Annotated in this window: 13 protein-coding genes; 3 read left to right on the top strand and 10 right to left on the bottom strand. The window is 68.4% G+C overall.

Going from position 1 to position 20,415, the window contains the following annotated elements; all coding sequences use genetic code 11:
• Positions 1-168: 168 nt before the first annotated feature.
• Positions 169-3,027: a cation-translocating P-type ATPase gene (locus C3B71_RS15480; RefSeq protein WP_108969287.1), complete on the top strand. Its 2,859-nt coding sequence runs from the start codon at positions 169-171 to the stop codon at positions 3,025-3,027.
• A 1,139-nt stretch (positions 3,028-4,166) separates the two neighbouring features.
• Here the strand turns inward: C3B71_RS15480 and C3B71_RS15485 are convergent.
• The 6 genes from C3B71_RS15485 to C3B71_RS15510 all read right to left on the bottom strand — a co-directional run bounded on the left by C3B71_RS15485 (position 4,167) and on the right by C3B71_RS15510 (position 11,289).
• Positions 4,167-5,153, bottom strand: a complete 987-nt coding sequence (locus C3B71_RS15485; RefSeq protein WP_073333360.1) for an NAD-dependent epimerase/dehydratase family protein — start codon at positions 5,151-5,153, stop codon at positions 4,167-4,169.
• Positions 5,154-5,215: 62 nt separating this feature from the next.
• On the bottom strand, positions 5,216-6,226 hold the full coding sequence (locus C3B71_RS15490; RefSeq protein WP_108969291.1) for a LacI family DNA-binding transcriptional regulator: 1,011 nt from the start codon (positions 6,224-6,226) through the stop codon (positions 5,216-5,218).
• An 87-nt stretch (positions 6,227-6,313) separates the two neighbouring features.
• Positions 6,314-7,210, bottom strand: coding sequence for a carbohydrate ABC transporter permease (locus C3B71_RS15495; protein ID WP_108969293.1), 897 nt, complete (start codon positions 7,208-7,210; stop codon positions 6,314-6,316).
• Positions 7,207-8,184: a carbohydrate ABC transporter permease gene (locus C3B71_RS15500; protein ID WP_108969296.1), complete on the bottom strand. Its 978-nt coding sequence runs from the start codon at positions 8,182-8,184 to the stop codon at positions 7,207-7,209. The genes C3B71_RS15495 and C3B71_RS15500 overlap by 4 nt, the downstream gene beginning before the upstream one ends.
• Before the next feature lie 69 nt (positions 8,185-8,253).
• Positions 8,254-9,564 (bottom strand): ABC transporter substrate-binding protein, encoded by a 1,311-nt coding sequence (locus tag C3B71_RS15505; protein ID WP_159097720.1) that lies wholly within the window; start codon positions 9,562-9,564, stop codon positions 8,254-8,256.
• A 411-nt stretch (positions 9,565-9,975) separates the two neighbouring features.
• Complete coding sequence (locus C3B71_RS15510) at positions 9,976-11,289, bottom strand: MFS transporter (protein WP_108969300.1); 1,314 nt, start codon at positions 11,287-11,289, stop codon at positions 9,976-9,978.
• 341 nt (positions 11,290-11,630) lie between these two features.
• Between C3B71_RS15510 and C3B71_RS15515 the strand changes: the two genes are divergently transcribed.
• Entirely contained in the window at positions 11,631-12,938 is a 1,308-nt protein-coding gene (locus tag C3B71_RS15515; protein WP_108969303.1) for an MFS transporter, read from the top strand.
• A 206-nt stretch (positions 12,939-13,144) separates the two neighbouring features.
• A complete protein-coding gene (locus tag C3B71_RS15520; RefSeq protein ID WP_108969305.1) occupies positions 13,145-13,786 on the top strand; it encodes a TetR/AcrR family transcriptional regulator in 642 nt (213 codons plus the stop codon).
• Positions 13,787-14,086: 300 nt separating this feature from the next.
• Here C3B71_RS15520 and C3B71_RS15525 read toward each other — a convergent pair whose 3' ends face one another.
• From C3B71_RS15525 to serC, 4 genes are all read right to left on the bottom strand, one after another.
• Positions 14,087-15,538 (bottom strand): glycoside hydrolase family 30 protein, encoded by a 1,452-nt coding sequence (locus C3B71_RS15525; RefSeq protein ID WP_108969308.1) that lies wholly within the window; start codon positions 15,536-15,538, stop codon positions 14,087-14,089.
• A 75-nt stretch (positions 15,539-15,613) separates the two neighbouring features.
• Positions 15,614-17,758, bottom strand: coding sequence for a beta-galactosidase (locus C3B71_RS15530; protein WP_108969310.1), 2,145 nt, complete (start codon positions 17,756-17,758; stop codon positions 15,614-15,616).
• Positions 17,759-18,031: 273 nt separating this feature from the next.
• Positions 18,032-19,219: a phosphoglycerate dehydrogenase gene (locus tag C3B71_RS15535; RefSeq protein ID WP_073333373.1), complete on the bottom strand. Its 1,188-nt coding sequence runs from the start codon at positions 19,217-19,219 to the stop codon at positions 18,032-18,034.
• A gap of 45 nt (positions 19,220-19,264) precedes the next feature.
• Complete coding sequence (gene serC, locus C3B71_RS15540) at positions 19,265-20,347, bottom strand: 3-phosphoserine/phosphohydroxythreonine transaminase (protein ID WP_108969313.1); 1,083 nt, start codon at positions 20,345-20,347, stop codon at positions 19,265-19,267.
• Positions 20,348-20,415: the final 68 nt, after the last annotated feature.

Below are 20,415 nucleotides of genomic sequence, written 5' to 3' on the forward strand. Positions count from 1 at the left end.
TGCGTCGGAGCCGGATGGGTCACATACGGGGCTCACATTCCCGCTCCGGCCTCGAAGAACGCTGGGACGGCGGTGGACTCCACCCGAAAATCGAGGACGCGGCGCTAGTGGCGAACGGGACTCGACGCCGGGGGTCGACACTGGTGAGATACGTGTGTGACTGCACGGATGACTGCCCCCGCCGCGCCTCCTGCCGCGCCCTGGTCGCTCCCGGGCGAGGAGGTCGCCGCAGCGCTGGGAACTGATGCACGCACCGGCTTGAGTTCGGCCGACGCCGCGGCGCGCCTGGCGGCGGACGGCCCGAATGAACTGCCGCGCAAGCCGCCGGTGCCGGCCTGGCGCCGCTTCCTCGCCCAGTTCGCCGACCCCCTGGTCTACCTGCTCATCCTCGCCATCGTCATCTCCGTGATCGCCTGGGTGTTGGAGGGCGCGCACGGCGTGCCCGTGGACGCCCTGGTGATCCTCGCGGTCATCACCCTCAACGCCGTGCTCGGCTTCGTGCAAGAGAACAAGGCCGCCGACGCCGTCGCCGCCCTGTCCGCCATGACCCAGGCCTCCAGCACGGTGCTGCGGGACGGGGCGCGCGTGTCCATCCCCTCGGCCCAATTGGTGGTCGGCGACGTGCTGATCCTGGGCGAGGGCGACCAGGTGGGCGCCGACGCCCGCCTGCTGTCCGCCGCCTCCCTGCGCGTGATCGAATCCTCCCTGACCGGGGAGGCCGACGCCGTTTCCAAGCGCGCCGACGCCGTCGCCGCGGACGCCGACCTGGCAGACCGCACCGCCATGGTCTACCGGGGCACCTCCGTGGCCCAGGGCTCCGGCCAGGCCGTGGTCACCGCCACGGGCGGGGCCACCGAGATGGGCGCGATCGCCCGCATGCTCGACGCCGTCGAGGACGAGGACACGCCCCTGGAGCGGGAGATCACCCGCGTGTCCAAGATGCTCGGCGGGATCGTGGTGGCCATCGCCGTCGTCGTGGTGGCCACCCTGCTGGCGCTCACGCCGGAGCGGACCGCGGACTCCTTCATCGACGCCCTGCTGCTGGGCGTCTCACTGGCGGTGGCGGCCGTGCCGGAGGGGCTGCCGGCGATCCTGTCGGTGGTGCTGGCGCTGGGCGTGCAGCGGATGGCGCTGCACCGGGCGGTGGTCAAGAAGCTCAGCAGCGTGGAGACCCTGGGCTCGGCCTCGGTCATCTGCTCGGACAAGACTGGCACCCTGACCCGCTCGGAGATGACCATCCAGGAGGTGGTCACCGCCTCCGGGTCCACCGTGGTCACCGGCATCGGCTACGAGCCCAATGGGCACGTCGCCCCCGACGCCGACGGCGACGGTCACCCCGACGGCGAGCCGCTGACGGGCGCGCTGCGCGAGGAGGTCACCGTGGTGCTGTCCGGCGGGGCCATGGCCTCCGACACCGAGCTGGCCGAGGACGACGGCGTCTGGAGCGTCGTCGGCGACCCCACCGAGGGCTCCTTCCTGGTGGCGGAGTTGAAGCTCGGCACGCAGGGCAGCCGCGAGGGCCGCTTCACCCGCGTGGGCATGGTGCCCTTCACCTCCGAGCGCAAGCTCATGAGTGTGCTGTACACGGACGCCAAGCACGGCACCACCATCCTGATGGCCAAGGGCGCCCCCGACGTGCTCATGGAGCGCTGCACCCGCGTGCGCGTGGGCGAGGTCGACCAGCCGCTGGACGCGGCGGCGCGCGCGGAGTTCAGCGCGCATATCGCGGACATGTCCGGCCGGGCCCTGCGCACCCTGGCGGTGGCCTACCGGGACCTGGACGCCGACGAGGCTGCCGCCGTCGCCGCGGCCGGCACGGACGGCGTCTTCGACCACCTGGAGCAGGGGCTGACGCTGGCCGGCGTCGTCGGAATCATTGACCCCGCCCGCCCGGAGGCCGCCGCCGCCGTCGCCGAGGCGCACCGGGCCGGCGTGCGCGTGCTCATGATCACCGGAGACCACCCCGCCACCGCCGGACGCATCGCCGCCGACCTGGGTATCGCCGCGCCCGGCGCCCGCGTGCTTACCGGCCGGGAGCTGTCCGACATGGACGACGCCGCCCTGACCGACGCCGTCGGCAGGGTGAACGTGTATGCGCGGGTGGCTCCGGAGCACAAGCTGCGGATCGTGGGGGCCCTGAAGGCGCAGGGGCAGACGGTGGCGATGACCGGCGACGGCGTGAATGACGCCCCCGCCCTGCGGGCCGCCGACATCGGCGTGGCCATGGGCGTGACCGGGACGCAGGTGACCAAGGAGGCCGCCACCATGGTGTTGTCGGACGACAACTTCGCCACCATCGTGGACGCCGTGCGGGAGGGGCGCCGGATCTTCGACAACATCAAGAAGTTCCTGCGGTATCTGCTGTCCTCCAACATGGGTGAGGTGCTCACGGTGTTCGGCGGCGTGGTGTTCGCCGGCGCCGTGGGACTGAGCGGGCACTCCGAGTCCGGGGTGGTGCTGCCGCTGGTGGCCACGCAGATCCTGTGGATCAACCTGATCACGGACTCCGGCCCCGCCCTGGCGATGGGCGTGGACCCGAGCGTGGAGGACGTCATGGCGCGGCCTCCGCGCCGCCCCGACGAGCGGGTCATCGACGCCGCCATGTGGCGAGGCGTGCTGCTGATCGGCGCCGTGATGGCCGCGGCGACCCTGGGCACCCTCGACATCTTCCTGCCCGGCGGGCTGATTGAGACGTCCTTGAGCGTGGACGATCTGGCGACGGCGCGCACGGCGGCCTTCACCACCCTGGTGCTGGCGCAGCTGTTCAACACCGTGAACTCGCGCTCGGAGACTGTCTCCGCCTTCCGGCATCTGCTGGTCAACAAGTGGCTGTGGGGCGCGATCGCGCTGGGCGTGGTGCTGCAGGTGGCGGTGGTGGAGGTGCCGTTCCTGCAGGCGGCCTTCTCCACGGCGAGCCTGGACCTGGCGCACTGGGCGGTCGCCGTGGCCATGGCCTCACTGGTGCTCTGGGTAGATGAACTGCGCAAACTGGTGCGCCGGGCGCGGCTGCGCTCCCAGGAGGGCTGATCGCCCATTCCACCCCGCCCCACCGCCGAGGTCGGTAGATCTTACGTACCGAGAACATCCCTTGGCCCGTCATCGCGCCGTTGAATCAGCGCAGTGTCTAGCCCAGGCGAGTCCAGGCGCGTTCTCACGGTGTATGCCGCGTAGTCGACGCCCTCCCTCGGGCACGGCAATATCTGGCGCTTCCGGTTTGGGGGTGTTTCGGTTGTGTCGGGCGTGGGTGTCTGCTGCGCCGGTTGGGCGTTAACAACGCTACTTAACGGTCTGCTGTATACCTCTGGGACCTTCAGTAGACGGTTAACCGGCGTTGTTAACCCCGAAGTGGCGTTGCAGATGAACCCATTGCTCGCGGCCGCCGCAGGTTAGCTCCGGTTGTGTGAGTGCTTGGGTGGCGGTGCGCGGCCGGGTGTCTGTGTGCGCCTGCCAGTTGGACCCCTGTCCCCCCGTTGGACCGCCGTAGCCGCCGGTTACAGCGGTCCACCGGGGCGTGAGCGGTCCAACCAGGGCGGCGCGGGGCGTGTTCGCCCGGTTGCGTGTGGAGGGGCGGAGTTCTTGCCCGACCCTGGGCGACACTGCACGACCCCGGCCCGCATCCACGACCCCGGGGTGGCCGTACAACACACACCAAGGTCGCGGAACGCAGCCCCAGGTCGTGCAGAACACAGGGGCGGGGGCGAGCGTCACCGCCACCGCAACCGTCGCCGAACCGTGCCCGATCCCGAATCTGAGTCTGAGCCCGAGGCCATGGACCTCGGCGAGCAGACCACCATTAACTAACCCAGTCGGCAACCATCGGCGCCAGATACAGCACCCTCCGCCGAACCCGGGCCGCGAGCGGGATGCGGTCTACGGCGTGCTCGTGGACCCCTTCGGCATCCGCTGGATCTTCAACATCGGCACCTCGCAGTGAGTTGCACGCAATAGCGCAGACCCCGGCACCGCCCACCCTGACTTATCCGCGGAATTACAACGATCTGCTTCCTGGGCCGAAATACGTGTTCCCGCTCCGGTGTGCAATGAGCCCCTCGTTGCACACCGGAGCACCTTAAGCGCACCCAGCTCATTTCCGTTTTCCGCGCCATCATGCGGTTTCGCGTTCCGCGCTCGGATTCTTTGCGTGCAACGGGCCGACTGCCGGGCTCTCAGCGCCCGCCGACGCCCACCCCAGCGGACACGTCGATCTCCGCGGAGACCAGTAGGTCCCGCACGGTCATCGCCAGGGGCCGTGGCAGGAAGCCGAGTTCCTCGCGGGCCCGCCGATTGGAGACCGTCGGACTGTCGGCCAGGGCACCGAGCGCGGCCGGCGTGAAGACGTCTGTGCCGAGCCGACTACCCACCACTTCCCCTAAGGGCGCCAACGGCCGCACCCATTCCAAAGGGAATGCCAGGCGCAGTGGCGGCCGTCCGGCCAGGATCGCGCCGAGTGACATCAGGGTGGAGATCTGCGCACGTGCGCCGCTCAATAGGTAGGAGCGCCCCGCCCTGCCCCAGTCGAGTGCCACCGTGATGCCCGCGGCAACGTCTCGCACATCCACCCAGTCGAAGCCGCCCGCTACCGTCACCTTACGACCCCGCGCGGCGGCGAGAATGAGCCCGTTCACACGCGAACCGCGGTCGATCGGGCCGATGATTCCGGTGGGCAGACAGATCACCGCATCCAGGCCCTTGGCCACCTCCGCCAACACCGCCCGCTGCCCCACGGCCTTGGAGCGATCGTAAAGCGGGCGCTCCACACCCGCCAATGGCGTCGCCTCGGTGATAGTTCCGTCAGCGGAGCAATCCAGGGCATGGATTGAGGAGCAGTGCACCATGCGGATGCCACGGCGCCGGGCCTCGGCCGCCACCAGCGCCGGACCACGGGTATTCAGTCGCCAGGCCGCGGGGTCGCGTCGCCACAGGGTGATTCGCGCGGCCAGGTGGACCACGGCGTCGCAGTCCGCCATCGCTTCGGCCAGGGACGTCTCATCCAGGACGGAACCAGTCACCCATTCAACGTCCACGGGCGGGGCGGCGTCAGGACCCGGCGGGTACGGGCCCATGGCCCGCACCTTCCAGTCCGCCGCCGCGAGCCGCGGCAGCAGATTCGACCCGAGGTACCCGCCGCCACCGGTCACGAGGACGCGTTTCACCCTCAAATTGTCGCGCAAAGGTCACGCGAAGGCCACCCTTGAGCCGTGAATCACGGCACCGACTAGGGGCGAGGCTCAAGTCTCATCGTGGTGGCACGTACGACGAGCTCGGTCGGCAGCACTTTGTGCACCGGTGTGTCCATCCCTTGTCCAAGCGCAGACAACAGCAGTTCGGCACCACTACGTCCCTCCGCCAGCACGGGCTGCCGAACGGTCGTCAGTCCGAACAGCTCCGACATCTTGTAGTCGTCAAAACCCACCACCGATAGATCCTCCGGAACCCGGATACCCATGGACCGTGCCGTGTGTATGGCCCCGATCGCCATTTCGTCGCTCATCACGAATATGGCAGTAGGCGGTTCAGCCAAGCTCATCAGCCGCGCCACGGCGAGGCATCCGCCCTGAACGGTGTAGTCGGCCTCGACGACTAGTGCGGGATCGGAAGCGATGCCAGCCTGTGCCAGTGCGTCTCGGTATCCCTGGTGACGTAGGCGAGAGGACTTGAAACCCATAGGATGGTCGAGTTCCCCACTGATCAGGCCGATACGCCGATGGCCCAGGTTGAGCAGGTGACGCACCGCCGCGGCGGCGGCGGCGCGATCGTCGATCATGACGGAGCTGACTTCCGCCGTCGCCTCGCCCAAGGTGGTCAAAGCAATGCGGTAGCGCGTGAATTGGCGGATCTCCTCCTGGCTCAACGCGAGGGAGAAGATCAGCGCCCCTCCCACCACGTTGCGCAGGGGCATGCGGTCAAAGAAGCTCCGGCGTCCATCGATGTCTACCAGGTTGTACAGCAGGACATCACACCCGGCCGCTCGCAGCACCTGCTCCGCACCGGTGATCGCCTGACCGAAGAACCATCCTGTCACGTAGGGCACAAGCAGGCCGACGGCATCGGTGCGCCCACTGGCCAGGCGCCGAGCTGAGGTGTTGACCACGTAGTCGAGCTCGCGTGCGGCCTCTTTCACCCGAAGGCGCGTCGCCTCCGAGATCTGTGAACTGTCGCGCAGCGCCCGCGACGCCGTAGAAACCGACACCTTGGCGACCCGGGCGACGTCGGCGATCGTGGCCATCGGTCTCCTTACATCCCACGCTTCCCTGCTGAGCCTGGCGAGGCTCCTTGGAGTTGCCACGAGCCACGCGGCAGCCCGGGGCGGCGGTCAACTCTTCACTGACCCCGCCATCATGCCGCGTACGAAGTATTTCTGCAGCAGTAGGAACACGGTCACGGGCACGATGATGGAGACGAATGCTCCCGCCGTCAGCAGGTTCCAATCGTCCCCGTAGGTTCCCGACAGGTCGGCCAGACGCACCGTCAGCGGGGCGGTCTTCGCGGTACCGCCGGCGTAAGTGAGCGACACCAGCAGATCGTTCCACACCCATAGGAACTGGAAGATGAAGAAGGAGGCCATGGCCGGGGTGAGCAGAGGCAGGACGATCCGGGTGAAGATCGTAATGTGTCCGGCGCCGTCCACCTTGGCGGCTTCCACGATTTCCCGCGGAATGTCCGCCATGTAGTTGTGCAGCAGGAATACGGCCAGGGGCAGGGCGTAAATCGTGTGGGCGATCCACACCGCCACGAATGGCAGGGTCTTGGATACCCCGGACCCCACGAATATGCGCATCAGGGGAACGAGTGTCATCTGGATGGGGACGATCTGGAGGGCGAAGACGATCGTGAACACCAGATCGCGTCCGCGCCAGTCAATCATCGAGAAGGCGTAGGCGGCCATGAGCGCGAGCAGCATCGGCGCGAATGCACCGATCAGGGTGATCAGGAGGGAGTTGAAGAAGTAGTTGCTCAGCTGGTTGGAGGCCGATCCTCCGAATAGGACGTCCGTGTAGTTGTCCAGCGTGAAGCTCGGCTTGGCTAGGAAGGTCCACCAGCCGGAGTTGTTGAGGTCGGACTTGTCCCTGAAGGAGGAGATGAACAGGCCGAAGGTCGGCACGGTCCACAGCAGGGCTATCAGCAGCGACAGCCCGGAGGCGGCCTTGGAGGTCAGTGCCGTATGGGTGCGGGCCCATATCGACGGCGTGGCGGGGGCGGCGGTGCTCAACCTCGTACCTCCCGGTTGCGGCGGAGCTGATGGACGTTGAAGGCGATGACCGGCGCCACCATCACCAGTAGGAGCACGGCGATGGCGGATCCGATCCCGGGTTGTCCGTAGCGGAAGGACTGGTCATACATGGTGTTGGCGATTACCTGGGTGTCGTACTGGCCGCCGGTCATGGTGCGTACGATGTCGAACACCTTCAACGATCCGATGGCGATGGTGGTGAACACGACCACCAGGGTCGGCCGCACCAGAGGAATGGTGATATTGGTCAGCATGCGCAGGCCACCGGCACCGTCCAGGCGGGCGGCCTCGACGACGTCCACCGGCATGGCCTTGATGGCGGCGGACAGCAGCACCATGGCGTAGCCGGTCTGCGTCCAGATCATCACCACGATCAGGAACAGCGTGTTCCAGGGAGAGTCGATGAGGAACTGCCGCGGTTCTTGGCCGAGCCAGACGAGGAGCTGGTTGAGCAGGCCGATCTGGGGTCGGGAGATATCCCGGTAGGCGTAGACGAACTTCCAGATGATGGAGGCCCCCACGAATGAGATCGCCATTGGCATGAACATGAGGGTCTTGGTGAAGCGTTCGAAGCGGCTGCCGTCTATGAGTAGGGCGTACAGGAAGCCGAAGCCGGTTGAGGCCACGGGGACCACCACCAGCCAGATCAGGGTGTTCAGCAGCGAGCGCACGGCGGCCGGGTCCGTGAAGATCCACTTGTAGTTGTCCAGGCCGACGAATTGCGTCTGCGTACCGTCGTACAGGGACATCAGGGCCGTCCCACCCATGGGATAGACGAGTCCCACCGCCAGCAGTAGCAGCGCGGGTCCCGCAAAGACCAGAGCAATCCTCCGCTCCTTGGTGCGCCATCGCTCCAACAGCGCGATCACGAACACCACCAGGGCGACGACGATCGCGATGGCGGCCAGCGCCAAACCGACTTGCAGGAGCTTGTCCTGCCATCCTGCCAACATGGTTGTTCTCCTGTCCTCCGGTTCCCGGGTACCGGGGGCGGCACACGCCGGCGCCGCCCCCGGGCGAGTTCAGTCGTTCCAGCCGGACTCGATGTCGGAGAGCACCTGCGCCGTGGTGGAACCGAGCACCCAGTCGGTCATCCCCTTCCAGAAGGTGCCCCCGCCCACGGCGGTGGGCATCAGGTCGGAGGCGTCGAAGCGGAAGACGGCGCCGTCGGACTGGAGTAGTTCGATGGCGTTCTCCAGCTGGGGTGTCGGGGCGTTGGAGGCGTCCACTCCGGTGTTGGCCGAGACCATTCCCTGGGTGACGATGTCATTGGCCCAGGTGTCCGAGGCCAGGTACTGGCGCACGGACTCCACGGCGTCGGACTCGGTGAAGGCGACGGTGAACTCTCCTCCGCCCACGAGCTGCTTGGGGTCATCGGCGCTGGTTCCCGGCAGGTAGAAGCCCCAGACGTCGCCGTCCGGAGCGACGGTGACGTCCTCGTCGAAGGTGGCCGAGGCGGTGCGGTGGGACATGTAGCAGGACTCCCCGTCCGTGACCGCGGTCAGGGCGTCGATCTGGTTCGTGGACGCGATCGAGGTCACGTCCCCGAAGCCGGCGTTGACGTAGTCGGCATTCTTGAGGATCTTCCCGACCTCATCCAACGCCGCGACGATCTGCGGGTCGTCGAAGGGGATCTCATGGGCGATCCACTGGTCGTATACGTCCTCACCGGCGGTGCGCAGCACCAAGTCCTCCAGCCAGTCCGTTCCCGGCCATCCCGTGGCGGCCCCGGACTCGAAGCCGTCGCACCACACCCGCTGCCCCGTGTCGGCCTGAATCCGGGCGGTCAAGTCGAGCAGCTCCTGCCAGGTGGTGGGAGCCTCGTAGCCGCCCGCCTCGAACAGGGGTACCGAGTACCACACGTAGGACTTGACTCCGGTGGTCAGCGGCGAGCCGTACAGGGTGCCGTCGACCGTGGCGTAGTCGGAGAAGGACTCCGACCAGCCGGCCTCGACACTGGCGGCCACCGCGTCGGAGGCGGGGATGAGCACATCCTGCTGGGCGAGGGTGTTCAGTAGTGCCGGCTGGGGGATGAAGGCGATGTCCGGAGCGTTGCCTCCTTGGATGCGCACCTGGATCTGCGACTCGAAGTCGGTGGAGCCCTCGTAGACGATCTCCGCCCCGGTGCACTGGGAGAAACCCGCCCAGGAGTTCTCCAGGCGCTCCTGATCGGCGCCGACGTAGGGGGAGTAGATGTTGATCGTCTCCCCTGACAGGTCGCCCCACTGCTCGTACTTGGCGCAGTCCACATCCCCTTCTGCGGATTGCCCGCCCCCGGAGGAGCAGGCGGCCACACCCGTGGTGGCTAGAACGAGTGCGGAGGCGAATGTCACTGCTCGGCGAAGCCGACGGTTTACAGATCGCATGTGCCGATCCCTTTCTGGTGGCCTCAGTGGGAACGACGGCGTGACTACACCTGGCCGTGGGACGGCCCGAGCCCAGCTGCGGTGGTGGGTTGAGAATCGAGGTGGATGGGGTAGATGAGCCGGTAGATACCGACGATGCGCGCAGCATCAGCGGTGACCCGCGCAACACGGTGAGCATATGTTGAACCGGTCGATTTACGCAAGCGCTTGCGTGAACCAAGTCCCCAACTCGTCAAGCACGCCCTTAGGGAATCAAACATGTTTGCCACACATAACCCGGCCTTGTATGTTGTCGGCGCTCCTGTCCAGAAGATGTTTGCCTAGCGTTTGCATCGGCGCACGGAGTTCCTTCCGCGTCGACCCGAGTCCGGTGATGCCTCAGCCCAGCCCGGGCAGCCCGCTGACCTCCCGCGGTTGGTCGTGCAGAGCGCGCACACACGCCCGGTAGGTGAGGGCTACGCACCACACGAAGCCCACCAGCGCCACCTGCACCGGGCGCGACCAGCCGACGTCGGGCATGACCAGCACGGCCACTCCGGCCGCCACGCACTCGGCGGTGTTGAACAGCACGTCATAGATGGAGAAGGCGCGGCCGCGGTAGGCGTCGGCGGTGTCGGCCTGGACGATGGTGTCGACGGCGATCTTGGCGCCCTGCACGCCCACGCCGAAGATGAAGATCCCCGCGGTCATGAGCGCCTGCTGGTACGTGCCCACGAGGATCAACTGGCCAACCGATCCGCCGAGCAGGCACATGACGATCCAGGTCGACGGCGCCACGCGCTCGTGGGCCAGCGGGGTGAGCACCACCGCCAGGCCGTGGCCGGCGACCATGGCACCCATCAGGGTGGCGAAGATGGCGAGCCCCGTGTCGGCGTCTTCGGGGGCGGCCAGCAGGTTGCGGGCGGTCAGGATCATGGTGATCACCTGCATGCCGTACACGAAGCGGTGCAGCGCCATGGTGGTCAGCGCCAGACCGGGCGTGCCCCGGCGCACCAGGTAGCGCACGGCGTCGGCCAGGTCGCCGGCGGTGGCCGCGAGCGCGGCGCCCAGGCCGTCGTCGGCGGGCTTGTCCGGGCCGAGCTGGTTGGCGCCGAGCCGGGTGACCACCCCGGCGGCCAGCACGTACAGCACCATGGCGGTCAGCAGGCTGGCGGTGTCCTGGGCGGTCCCGGCCGGCAGCGCCAGGCGCAGCACGAAGCCGATGACGGCGCCGATCGCGGTGGCGGCACCGCCCAGAGTGGGCACGATCGAGTTGGCGGTCAGCAGGCGTCGGTGGTCGATGATCTGCGGCAGCCCGGCGGACAGCACGGACAGCAGGAAGCGGTTGATGCCCAGCGCCACCAGGACGAGCACGTACACGGCCGGGCCGATGCCGGTGGCGCGCAGCGCGAGCGTGGTCAGCGCGATGACGCCGGCGCGCGCCAGGTTGCCGTACAGGAGGGTCTGCCGACGGCGCCAGCGGTCGATGAACGGCCCGGTGAAGGGGCCGACGACGCTGAAGGGCAGCAGCATGACCACCAGGGCCGCGGCCACGCCGGAGGCGGTGGTCATGTTTTGCGGCTGGAAGAAGAACAGGGTGGCCAGGCCCGCCTGCACCATGCCGTCGCCGGTCTGAGACACCAGGCGGACGCCCAGCAGGCTCCGGAAGGCCGGGACGGAGGCGAGGTCCTTGAGGTCGTCGGTCAGGCGCATGGGCATAGCCTTCCGCATGGGCGCACCGACAGCGGTCAGCGTCCGCTGTGAGATCCGGCTGGGAGGGCGCGTTACGACGGCGTGAGTCCACTCGGGGAGCCGCGGCCGCGGGGGGGCTTCGGCCGCGCGGGTCGCCCGGGCCGACGTCGGCGCGAAGCGCTGATACCGCAATCGCCTCGGCAAGGGTGGGTGCGACGCGCGAAGGCCTGAATCGAGCTAGCAAACGCTTTGGCAACCCTTGACAACAACCGCGAACGGCGATTAGTCTTCCCGACGTACTTACTAAGTAGTAAGTAACTGCCGTTGGTGAACATCGCCGTTCAATGAAAGGGTCCACGCACATGGCACAGCAGCCCGCGTCCCCCGCCGAGGAAGACGCCTCGGCTCCCTCCAACCTCGCACCCGACACCGGCCTACCGCTCGACCGAGGCGCCATGGTGCGCTTCGGCGCAGGTTTTCTCCTGATATCCGTACTTTGGGCAGTCGGCCTGAGCATCATCGCCTCGGTGCTCCTACCTCAACGCCTTAAGGACTTGGGAGTTGCCAACCCCGATGCGCTTCTCGGCACCATCAACGCAATCACCGCCGTCGTCTCGCTGGTCTCCAACCTGATCTTCGGCAACTTCTCCGATCGCACTCGCTCACGTCTTGGGCGCCGCACCCCCTGGGTCGTCTGGGGAGGAATTATCGGCGGAGTCACGCTCTTCGCCGTTGGCGTCATCGGCAACACCAAGCTGCTCACGCTCGACTACTGCCTGTGCATGGTCGGCCTGAACATGATGCTCGCCCCGGCGATCGCCGTGCTGTCCGACCGCGTACCCGAGTCCATTCGCGGCACCATGTCCACCTTCTGGGGCGTGGGCGCGGCGATGGGCTACCCGCTCGGCGCAATCATCGGCGCCTCCTTCATCACCGGAGGCTCTGCCGCAACCTCGGGCTTCGTGGTCGGCGGCATCCTCATGGGTATCTCCGGCATCGTTGCCGTGGCGCTGTGGCCGCGCGAACGCTCCTCCGCCGACCTGCCTCCGGCGGGCCAGTCCCTGGCTGATCTCGCCCGCTCGTTCATTCCCCCCACCCACGGCGCCAGCGACTTCTACAAGGCGTTCTTCGGCCGCTTCACGATGCTCATCTCCTACCAGATGATCAACGCCTACCAGCTCTACATCATTCAGGACTATCTGGATCTGTCCGCCGGGCAGGTGGCCTCCACCGTCGCGCTTACCAACACCATCATCCTGGTGGTCAGCCTCGCCGGCGGCTTCATCGGCGGCCCACTGTCCGACCTGTTGCACCGCCGCAAGGTGCCGGTGGTGATGGCCTCCCTGTGCTTCGCCCTGGGAGTCGCAATGCCCTGGATCATGCCGACGACAACGGGTATGTACCTGTTCGCCGCCATCGCCGGATTCGGCTACGCGGTCTACGGCTCCGTAGACCAGGCGCTGAACGTGGATGTGCTGCCCGACCCCGAGACGGCCGGCAAGGACCTGGGCATCCTGAACATGTCCACCACCTTCGGTCAGATGTGCGGCCCTATCATCACTTCCTTCGTGGTCACCCGCACCGGGAGCTACTCCCTGGTGTTCCCAATCTCGATCGTCTGCGCCGTCGTCGGCTGCTTCTCTATCCTGGCGATCCGCAAGGTGCGCTGAACGGATGTGCCCACGCGCCCGGCCGAGGCACCATGCCCCGGCCGGGCGCGCCTCATTGTCGCCATCCGGGACAAACGGCGGCCGACCGCCTCGCAGCCACTCGTACAACCGCGCGATCTCAACGATCCGTAATCGCGCCGTCGCCGCTGCGGGCGCGTTTGTCCCGGACTCGGGCAGTTAACGAGCCCGGGCCATAGGATCGGCGCATGTCGCCGTCCTCCCCCAAACGCCACCGCATGACCGCCGCCCAGCGGCGCGAGCAGATCGTTGATGTCGCCACCGAGCTGGTGGCCAAGCACGGATTCAACGGGCTGTCGCTGCAGGAGGTGGCGGACGCCGTCGGTATCACCCAGGCCGGGCTGCTGCACTACATCGGCACCAAGGACGGCCTGCTGGAGCTGCTGCTGAACGATCGCTACGACCGCCAGGGCACCCCGCAGGACTTCATCGACTCCGGCGACCCGGCCGCCACCCACCCCGAGGGCATCAGCCTGCCGGCCTACTTCCGCTACCTGGTGGCCTTCAATGAGGCCCGCCCGGAACTGATGGAGCTGTACATGACGCTGGGCGTGGAGGCGACCGACCCACGTCATCCCGCCTACGAACGCTTCATCGACCGCCCCGACCAGGTGTGGGACTACTACTCCTCCTTCACGTGGCGGCTGCCCCCCGAGGTCATGGCGGCGGGCGGCTGGGAGTCGATGCGGCCGCTGGTGGAGATGGCGATCGAGGCGATGGACGGCGCACAGATCCGCTTCTTCCGCCGCCCGCCCATCTCCCTGGCCGAGGAGTGGGCGCGCTGGGAGGCGGTGCTGTTCCCCTCCCCGGTCTGGGACGACTACCGCTGACGCTCATGCAAATCACGACCTTGGGGTACGTTCCACGACCCCGGGGTGGTCGTGGAACGTACCCCAAGGTCGTGCAGTGTCACCAAGGTCGTGGAATGCGCACGAGCATGCGCGGGAAAGGCAGCAGGCCGACGACGGCGGGGCGGGAGCAGCGGGCCGCAGGCGTGGCCGGGGCTGGCGGGAGCGGCCCGAGGCACGAGGGCTGCGGCTGGCAAGCCCTGGCCTGCCGCTCCCGCCCGCCGCTACCGCCGACCGCTCCCGACGCCGCCTTCCTTACTTCGCCTGCGCTCCGCGCGCCGCTCAGGCCAGCGGCTTGGGGGCCACCTCCACGTGCTCGGCGGGCACCACCACGGTCACCAGGGAGTCGGCGGGGGCGGTGAAGGACACATTCTTGCTGCCCACGCCCACCACGAACTCCTGCGGGGTGGTCATGTCGTTCTGTGCGGCCACCACCACCGAGCCATCCGGGTTGTGGAAGGCCAGCAGGTTCTCATACCCCGTGTAGGACAGTGCCGGCACGAAGCGGGCGCCCGGCTGCACGAAGCCGGACAGGTGCCGCAGCACGTAGTACTCGTAGGTGAAGCGGCTCCTGCCGGTTTCGGGGTCCACGGTCACCAGGGAGTTCTGGCTCCATCCCCAGCGGGAGACGCCCCCCTCGTCCAGGGCCAGGTTCCAGTAGTCGTAGACGCTGGCGCCATTGTTGAAGTAGTGGCGCATCATGGTCCAGGCGTAGCGGGCGTAGCGCCAGTCGTTCTTGCCGTCGCCGCACTCCTGCTCGGACTGGTAGATCTTCAGCTCCGGGTGGTTGTGGTGGACGAAGGGCACGGCCCGCTTGCCGTCCCACTGGAAGCCGACGCCGGCGATGTGCGGGCCCACCTCCGGGTCGGCCAGCACCTTCTCCACCATCGTGTCGTCCGGGCGCTCCATGGTGCCGAAGAAGACCTTCACGCCGCGCCGCTCCATCTGCGGGATCAGGTGCTTCAGGAAGGCGATCAGGCCCTCCGGCGTCCAGGTGCAGGCGGGGTAGATCTGGGCGGAGTTGAACTCGTTCTGCGGCATGACCATGGAGATGTCGATGCCGCGCTCGGCGTAGGCGTCGATGAACTTGCCGAAGTAGCGCGCATAGGCGTCCAGCACCTCCTCACTCAGGATCAGCCCGTCGGTGCCCTCCTCGATCTGGTTGTCCGGGGACAGGCCGTTGTCGAAGTTGGTCTGCTCGCTCATGGGGTTGGGGGCGGCGCAGGCGTAGTGGTGGTTGCGCTTGAACCACGACGGCGGGCCCCAGGGGGAGGCCCACAGGGTCAGGTCGGGCCGCTGGGCCTTGGCGGCCTGAATGTAGGGCACCAGGGTGGCGTCGTCGTGCTCGACGCTGAAGTGCTCCAGGGCGAAGTCGCCGTCGACCTCGTCGTAGGAGTACCAGTCGGTGGCGAAGTCGTTGGCGCCCACCGGCATGCGACAGGTGGACAGGTTGGTGCCGACGCCGGGAGCGAAGATCTGCCGCAGCACCTCGGTGCGCTCGGCCTCGGACAGGCGGGACAGCGCCACCCAGCCGAGTTCGTTGAAGCAGACGCCGAAGCCGTCGATCTCCTGGGCGGGTGCGTCCAAGCGCAGGAAGGCGCCCGGGAAGGTCTGCATGGGCTCGATGGTGACGGGGGTTTCCGGGGTGAACCAGGGGTCGGCCTCGGTGGTGGCGTAGAACTGGAAGCCGGCGGCTTTGGCGGCTGGCGTGCTGGCTGGGCTGGTGTCGGTCATGGGTTCTCCTAATGGTGCGGGTTTTGTGCTTCGTTGCGGTTGGCTGGCGGCGGTTCGTCGACGTCGGCGGTCGGCTCAGGACTCGACGGCGAGGACGCCCCAGGCGGGGAGGGTGACGGTGGTGCCGGCCTCCAGGCGGGCCCCCGGGGTGGCGGCGGTGCCGAGCACGTCGTCCCCGCTGGCCGGCAGGGCGATCTCGACGGCGTCGTGGGAGTAGTTCAGGAAGTAGCTCAGCTGGCGGCCGCGGCCGTTGGTGCCGCGGCGCACGGTGACGGTGCCGGCCAGGTCCTGGGCCCAGTCGGTCACGCCCGCCCGCTCGGCCACCAGCCGCATCACGGCGCGGGCCGACGCCGGGGCAGTCATGGTGGCCAGGTGGGTGATCGAGCCGGCGCCGACGGCGCGGGTGGCCACCGCCGGCCCGGACCAGGCGTGGTGGTCGTACTCGGCGAGCACCTCCACCTCGGCGTCTCCCTCACGAGCGGCGGCGTCGACGGGGGTAAGCAACTCCATGAAGGTGGAGGCGGCCAGTTCTGCCGCCACTGCCGGACCGGCTGCTATGCCGTCGTCGTCCAGGGCCGCGGCGAGCGCGCCCACCGGGCGCAGGGCGACGCCGTCGGGGCGGGTGAACTGGTCGGTGCCCAAGCCGAGCAGGGCGGACAGGCCGTGGGGCTGGCGGTCGGTGAAGACCTGCACGTTCTCGTCGGCGACGCCGGTGCGGAAGGTGGTGACCAGGTGGCCGCCGCCGACCACGTAGGCGCGCAGGGCGTCGGTGGTGGCCTGCGGGGTGACGTACAGGGCGGGGGCGATCAGCACGGCGTAGCGGCCCAGGCGCTCGACGGGGGCGTCGGCGGGAACGATGTCGGCCTCCAGGTTGAGGTCGAACAGGGCGTCGTAGACCCAGCGGAAGACGTCGTTGTAGTTGGCGCCGCCGCCGGCGTACTGGCGCGGGAAGCCGGCCTCTAGGCTGAACCACTCCAGGGCGGTGTAGGCCTCGTTGGAGATCATGATGGCGATCCGGTTGTGCTTGCGCAGGCCGGTGAGCGAGTCGGCGTGGGTGGCCAGTTCGCGGCCGATCGTGGCGGCCTCCCGGTAGGTGGGGTTGGGCGTGTAGTCCTGGCTGAGCAGGCCCTTCCAGTAGGTCTCGAAGGAGTTGTGCAGGGAGCCCCAGTGCCAGTACATGACGCCGCAGGCGCCGGAGGCCAGGTGGGAGTAGGCCTGCAGGCGCAGCTGGCCGGGGTAGGGCAGCCAGCCCATCTGCCCCTGCGCCTGCGTCTCGATGACCAGGTAGGGGTCGCCGTCCTTCAGGGAGCGGGAGATGTCGCCGCCGAAGCCGATCTCGCGGCCGGTGAGGTGGTCCTCGCCGGGGTGGTAGATGTCGACGCCGGCCAGGGTGACGGCGTCGGCGGCCTGGAAGTGGTCGACGGCGGGCTGGATGCCGAAGGAGTAGCCGCGCCACTCGTAGTCGAAGTTCTGGGTGACGAACTGGTCTTCGCGCCGGTACTCGTCGACGATGGCGCGCTGCCAGGCGAGGAAGTCGGTGACCAGGCGGCGGCGGAAGGCGTCGAAGGCGGCGGCCAGGGAACCGTTGATGGTGCCGGTGACGTCGGGGAAGTCCTCCCAGGCGCCCACCCGGTTGGACCAGTAGTTCAGGCCGAACGCCGAGTTCAGAGCGTTGAGGCCCTCCTGCCCGTCGCCGAAACGGGCCTTGAGGTGGTCGACGAAGGCGCGCTGGATGTCGGCGTTGGCGGCGTCGTAGTACTTGGTCTCGTTGTCCAGCTGGAAGCCGACGACGTGCGCGCGCGGCGCCGTGTGCTCGACCAGGGCGCGGATGGCGGCCTCGGCGTAGTGGCGGTAGGCGGGGGCGAGGATGTTCATGTTCTGCCGCGGCCCGTACTTGTTGGGGCCGGCGGCGGTGACGCCGAGGACCTCGGGGTGGCGGGAGGCCAGCCAGGTGGGGATGGCGGCGGTGGGGGTGCCGATGATGACGTCCAGGCCGTGCGCGGCAGCGGCGTCGAGGGCACGGTCGATGTGGGTGAAGTCGAAGACGCCGGGGGCGGGGTTCCAGGTGCCCCAGGTGAACTCGGCGATGCGGATGGTGGTGAAGCCGGCGTCCACCATCATCTGCATGTCGCGCTCAAGCCGGTCGGGGCCCGCGGCGGCGGGGGTGTACTCGTCGTAGTAGGCGGCTCCGAAGATGAGCCGGTCCGGGTGCTGCGTCATTGTGCCCTCCTGTGCGGCGCCCTCGCCGCTTATCTAGTAGTTACTAGATAGTAGATCAGTTGGGCGCGGAAGGGAAGAGGCAATAGAAGGCAATAGGTCCGCCGAGGCGGCCTCGACGCTCACGCCGCAGGCAGCGACGACCCGCGCGCCACCCGCCTCGCACGCAAAACACGACCTTGGGGTACGTTCCACGACCTCCCCGGGGTCGTGGATTAGCCCGAAGGTCGTGGCTTGCGCGTTGGCGCGGGCAGGATCGTGCGTCAGCGCCCAGGTTCAGGCGGCGGGCTCGAGGGCGCGGGCCGACAGGACGCCGTCGATGGCACGCAGCTGCTCGAGCACGTCCTCGCCGAGCTCGCCCTCGACGTCGACGAGCGTGACGGCGAGGTCGCCGCGGGAGCGGTTGAGCAGGTTGGCGATGTTCTGGCCCCGCTCGGCCACCAGGGTGGAGACCTGGCCGACCATGTTGGGCACGTTCTGGTTGACGATCACCAGGCGGCGGGTGCCGGGCTCGCGCGGCAGCACCGCCTCGGGGAAGTTGACCGCGTTGTGGACCTGGCCGTCCTCGAGGAAGCCGCGCAGCTCGTCCACGGCCATCACCGCGCAGTTGCGCTCGGCCTCCTTGGTGGAGGCGCCCAGGTGGGGCAGCGAGATGCACTTGGGGTGCTTGTGCACGGCGGTGGAGGGGAAGTCGCACACGTAGCCGCCCAGGGTGCCCTCGTCCAGGGCGGCGACGACGGCGGCCTCGTCCACGATCTCGGCGCGCGCGAAGTTCAACAGCACCGCCGTCTCCTTCATCAACGCGATGCGCTGGGTGGAGACCAGGCCGCGGGTGGACTCGATCAGCGGCACGTGCACGGTGAGGATGTCGGCGCGGCGGAACACCTCCTCCATGGATTCGGCGCGCTCCACCTCGGCACTCAGGTGCCAGGCGTGCTCCACGCTGATGCCGGGGTCGAAGCCCACCACGTTCAGGCCCAGCCCGAGCGCGGCGTTGGCCACCTGCACGCCGATCGCGCCCAGACCGATCACGCCCAGGGTGCGGCCGGGCAGCTCGAAGCCGACAAACTGCTTCTTGCCGGCCTCGACGGCGCGAGCGATCTCGGCGTCGTCGCCGGTGAGCTCGTGGGCGAAGCGGGCGGCGGGGATGAGGTTACGGGAGGCGATGAACAGGCCCGCCAGCACCAACTCCTTGACGGCGTTGGCGTTGGCGCCGGGGGTGTTGAACACCGGGATGCCGCGCTGGGTCATGGCGTCGACGGGGATGTTGTTGGTACCGGCGCCGGCGCGGGCGATCGCCAGCACCGAGTCCGGGATCGGGGCGTCGTGCAGCTTGGCCGAACGCACCAGCAGCGCGTCGGGGTCGGTGACGTTGCCGCCGACGTCGTAGCGGTCGTCCGGGAAGCGGGACAGGCCGGCGCCGGAGATGGCGTTGAGGGTCTGGATGCGGAACTGCTTCGTCATGGCTGTGGCTTCTCCTGCGGTGCTACTGGGCTTCCGGGCGGACCGTCAGGCGCGGGTGCGCTCGAACTCGGTCATGTAGTCGATCAGGGCGGTGACGCCGTCGGCGGGCATGGCGTTGTAGATGGAGGCGCGCATGCCGCCGACGCTGCGGTGACCCTTGAGGTTGGTCAGGCCGGCGGCGTCGGCGCCGGCGAGGAAGTCGGCGTCGAGGGCGGGGTCGGCCAGGGTGAAGGGGATGTTCATCCAGGAGCGGGAGCGCGCCTGAACGGGGTTGGTGTAGAAGTCCGAGGCGTCGATGGCGGCGTACAGGCGCTCCGCCTTGGCGCGGTTGCGTTCGCCCATGGCCTCCAGGCCACCGGTGGACTCGATCCAGTGCAGGATCAGCCCGAGCAGGTAGATGGAGAAGGTGGGCGGGGTGTTGAGCATGGAGTCGGCGCCGGCCATGACCTTCCAGTCCCAGATGGCGGGCACGTCCTCGCGGGCGCGGCCGAGCAGGTCCTCACGCACGACGACGATCGCCAGGCCGGCGGGCCCGAGGTTCTTCTGGGCGCCGCCGTAGATGACGCCGAAGCGCTCGACGTCGATGGGGCGGGAGAGGTAGGTGGAGGAGAAGTCGGCCACGAGTGGGACGTCGCCGGCGTCGGGGATGTAGGGGAACTCGACGCCGCCGATGGTCTCGTTGGGCGTGTAGTGCAGGTAGGCGGCGTCGGCGGGGACGGTGAAGGAGTCGGGTTCGGGGGTGGTGGTGTAGGCGGAGGCGGACTCGTCGGCGACGACGCGCACGTCCACGCCCTGACGGCCGGCCTCCTTGATGGCCTTCTTGGACCACTGGCCGGTGTTGAGGTAGGCGGCGGTGGCGCCGCGGGCGGCCAGGTTCATAGGGATGGCGGAGAACTGGCCGGTGGCGCCGCCGGCGAGGAAGAGGATGCGGTAATTGTCCGGGACGCCGGCGACGCGGCGGAAGGCGGCCTCGGCGTCGGCGGCGCAGGCGACGAAGTCCTTCCCGCGGTGGGAGACCTCCAGCACGCTCATGCCGGAGCCCTGCCAGTCGGTGAGCTCGGCGGCGGCCTGCTCGAGCACGGGCAGGGGCAGTTGTGCGGGGCCTGCGGAGAAGTTGTACACGCGCATGGCTCCACGATAGCCGGGGTGCGCGGCGGGGCCGTAAAGCGTCTCATGGGACGGGGCGGCGTGCGGGG

It is taken from the genome of Actinomyces sp. Z16 (assembly GCF_003111765.1).
GTDB lineage: Bacteria > Actinomycetota > Actinomycetes > Actinomycetales > Actinomycetaceae > Actinomyces > Actinomyces glycerinitolerans.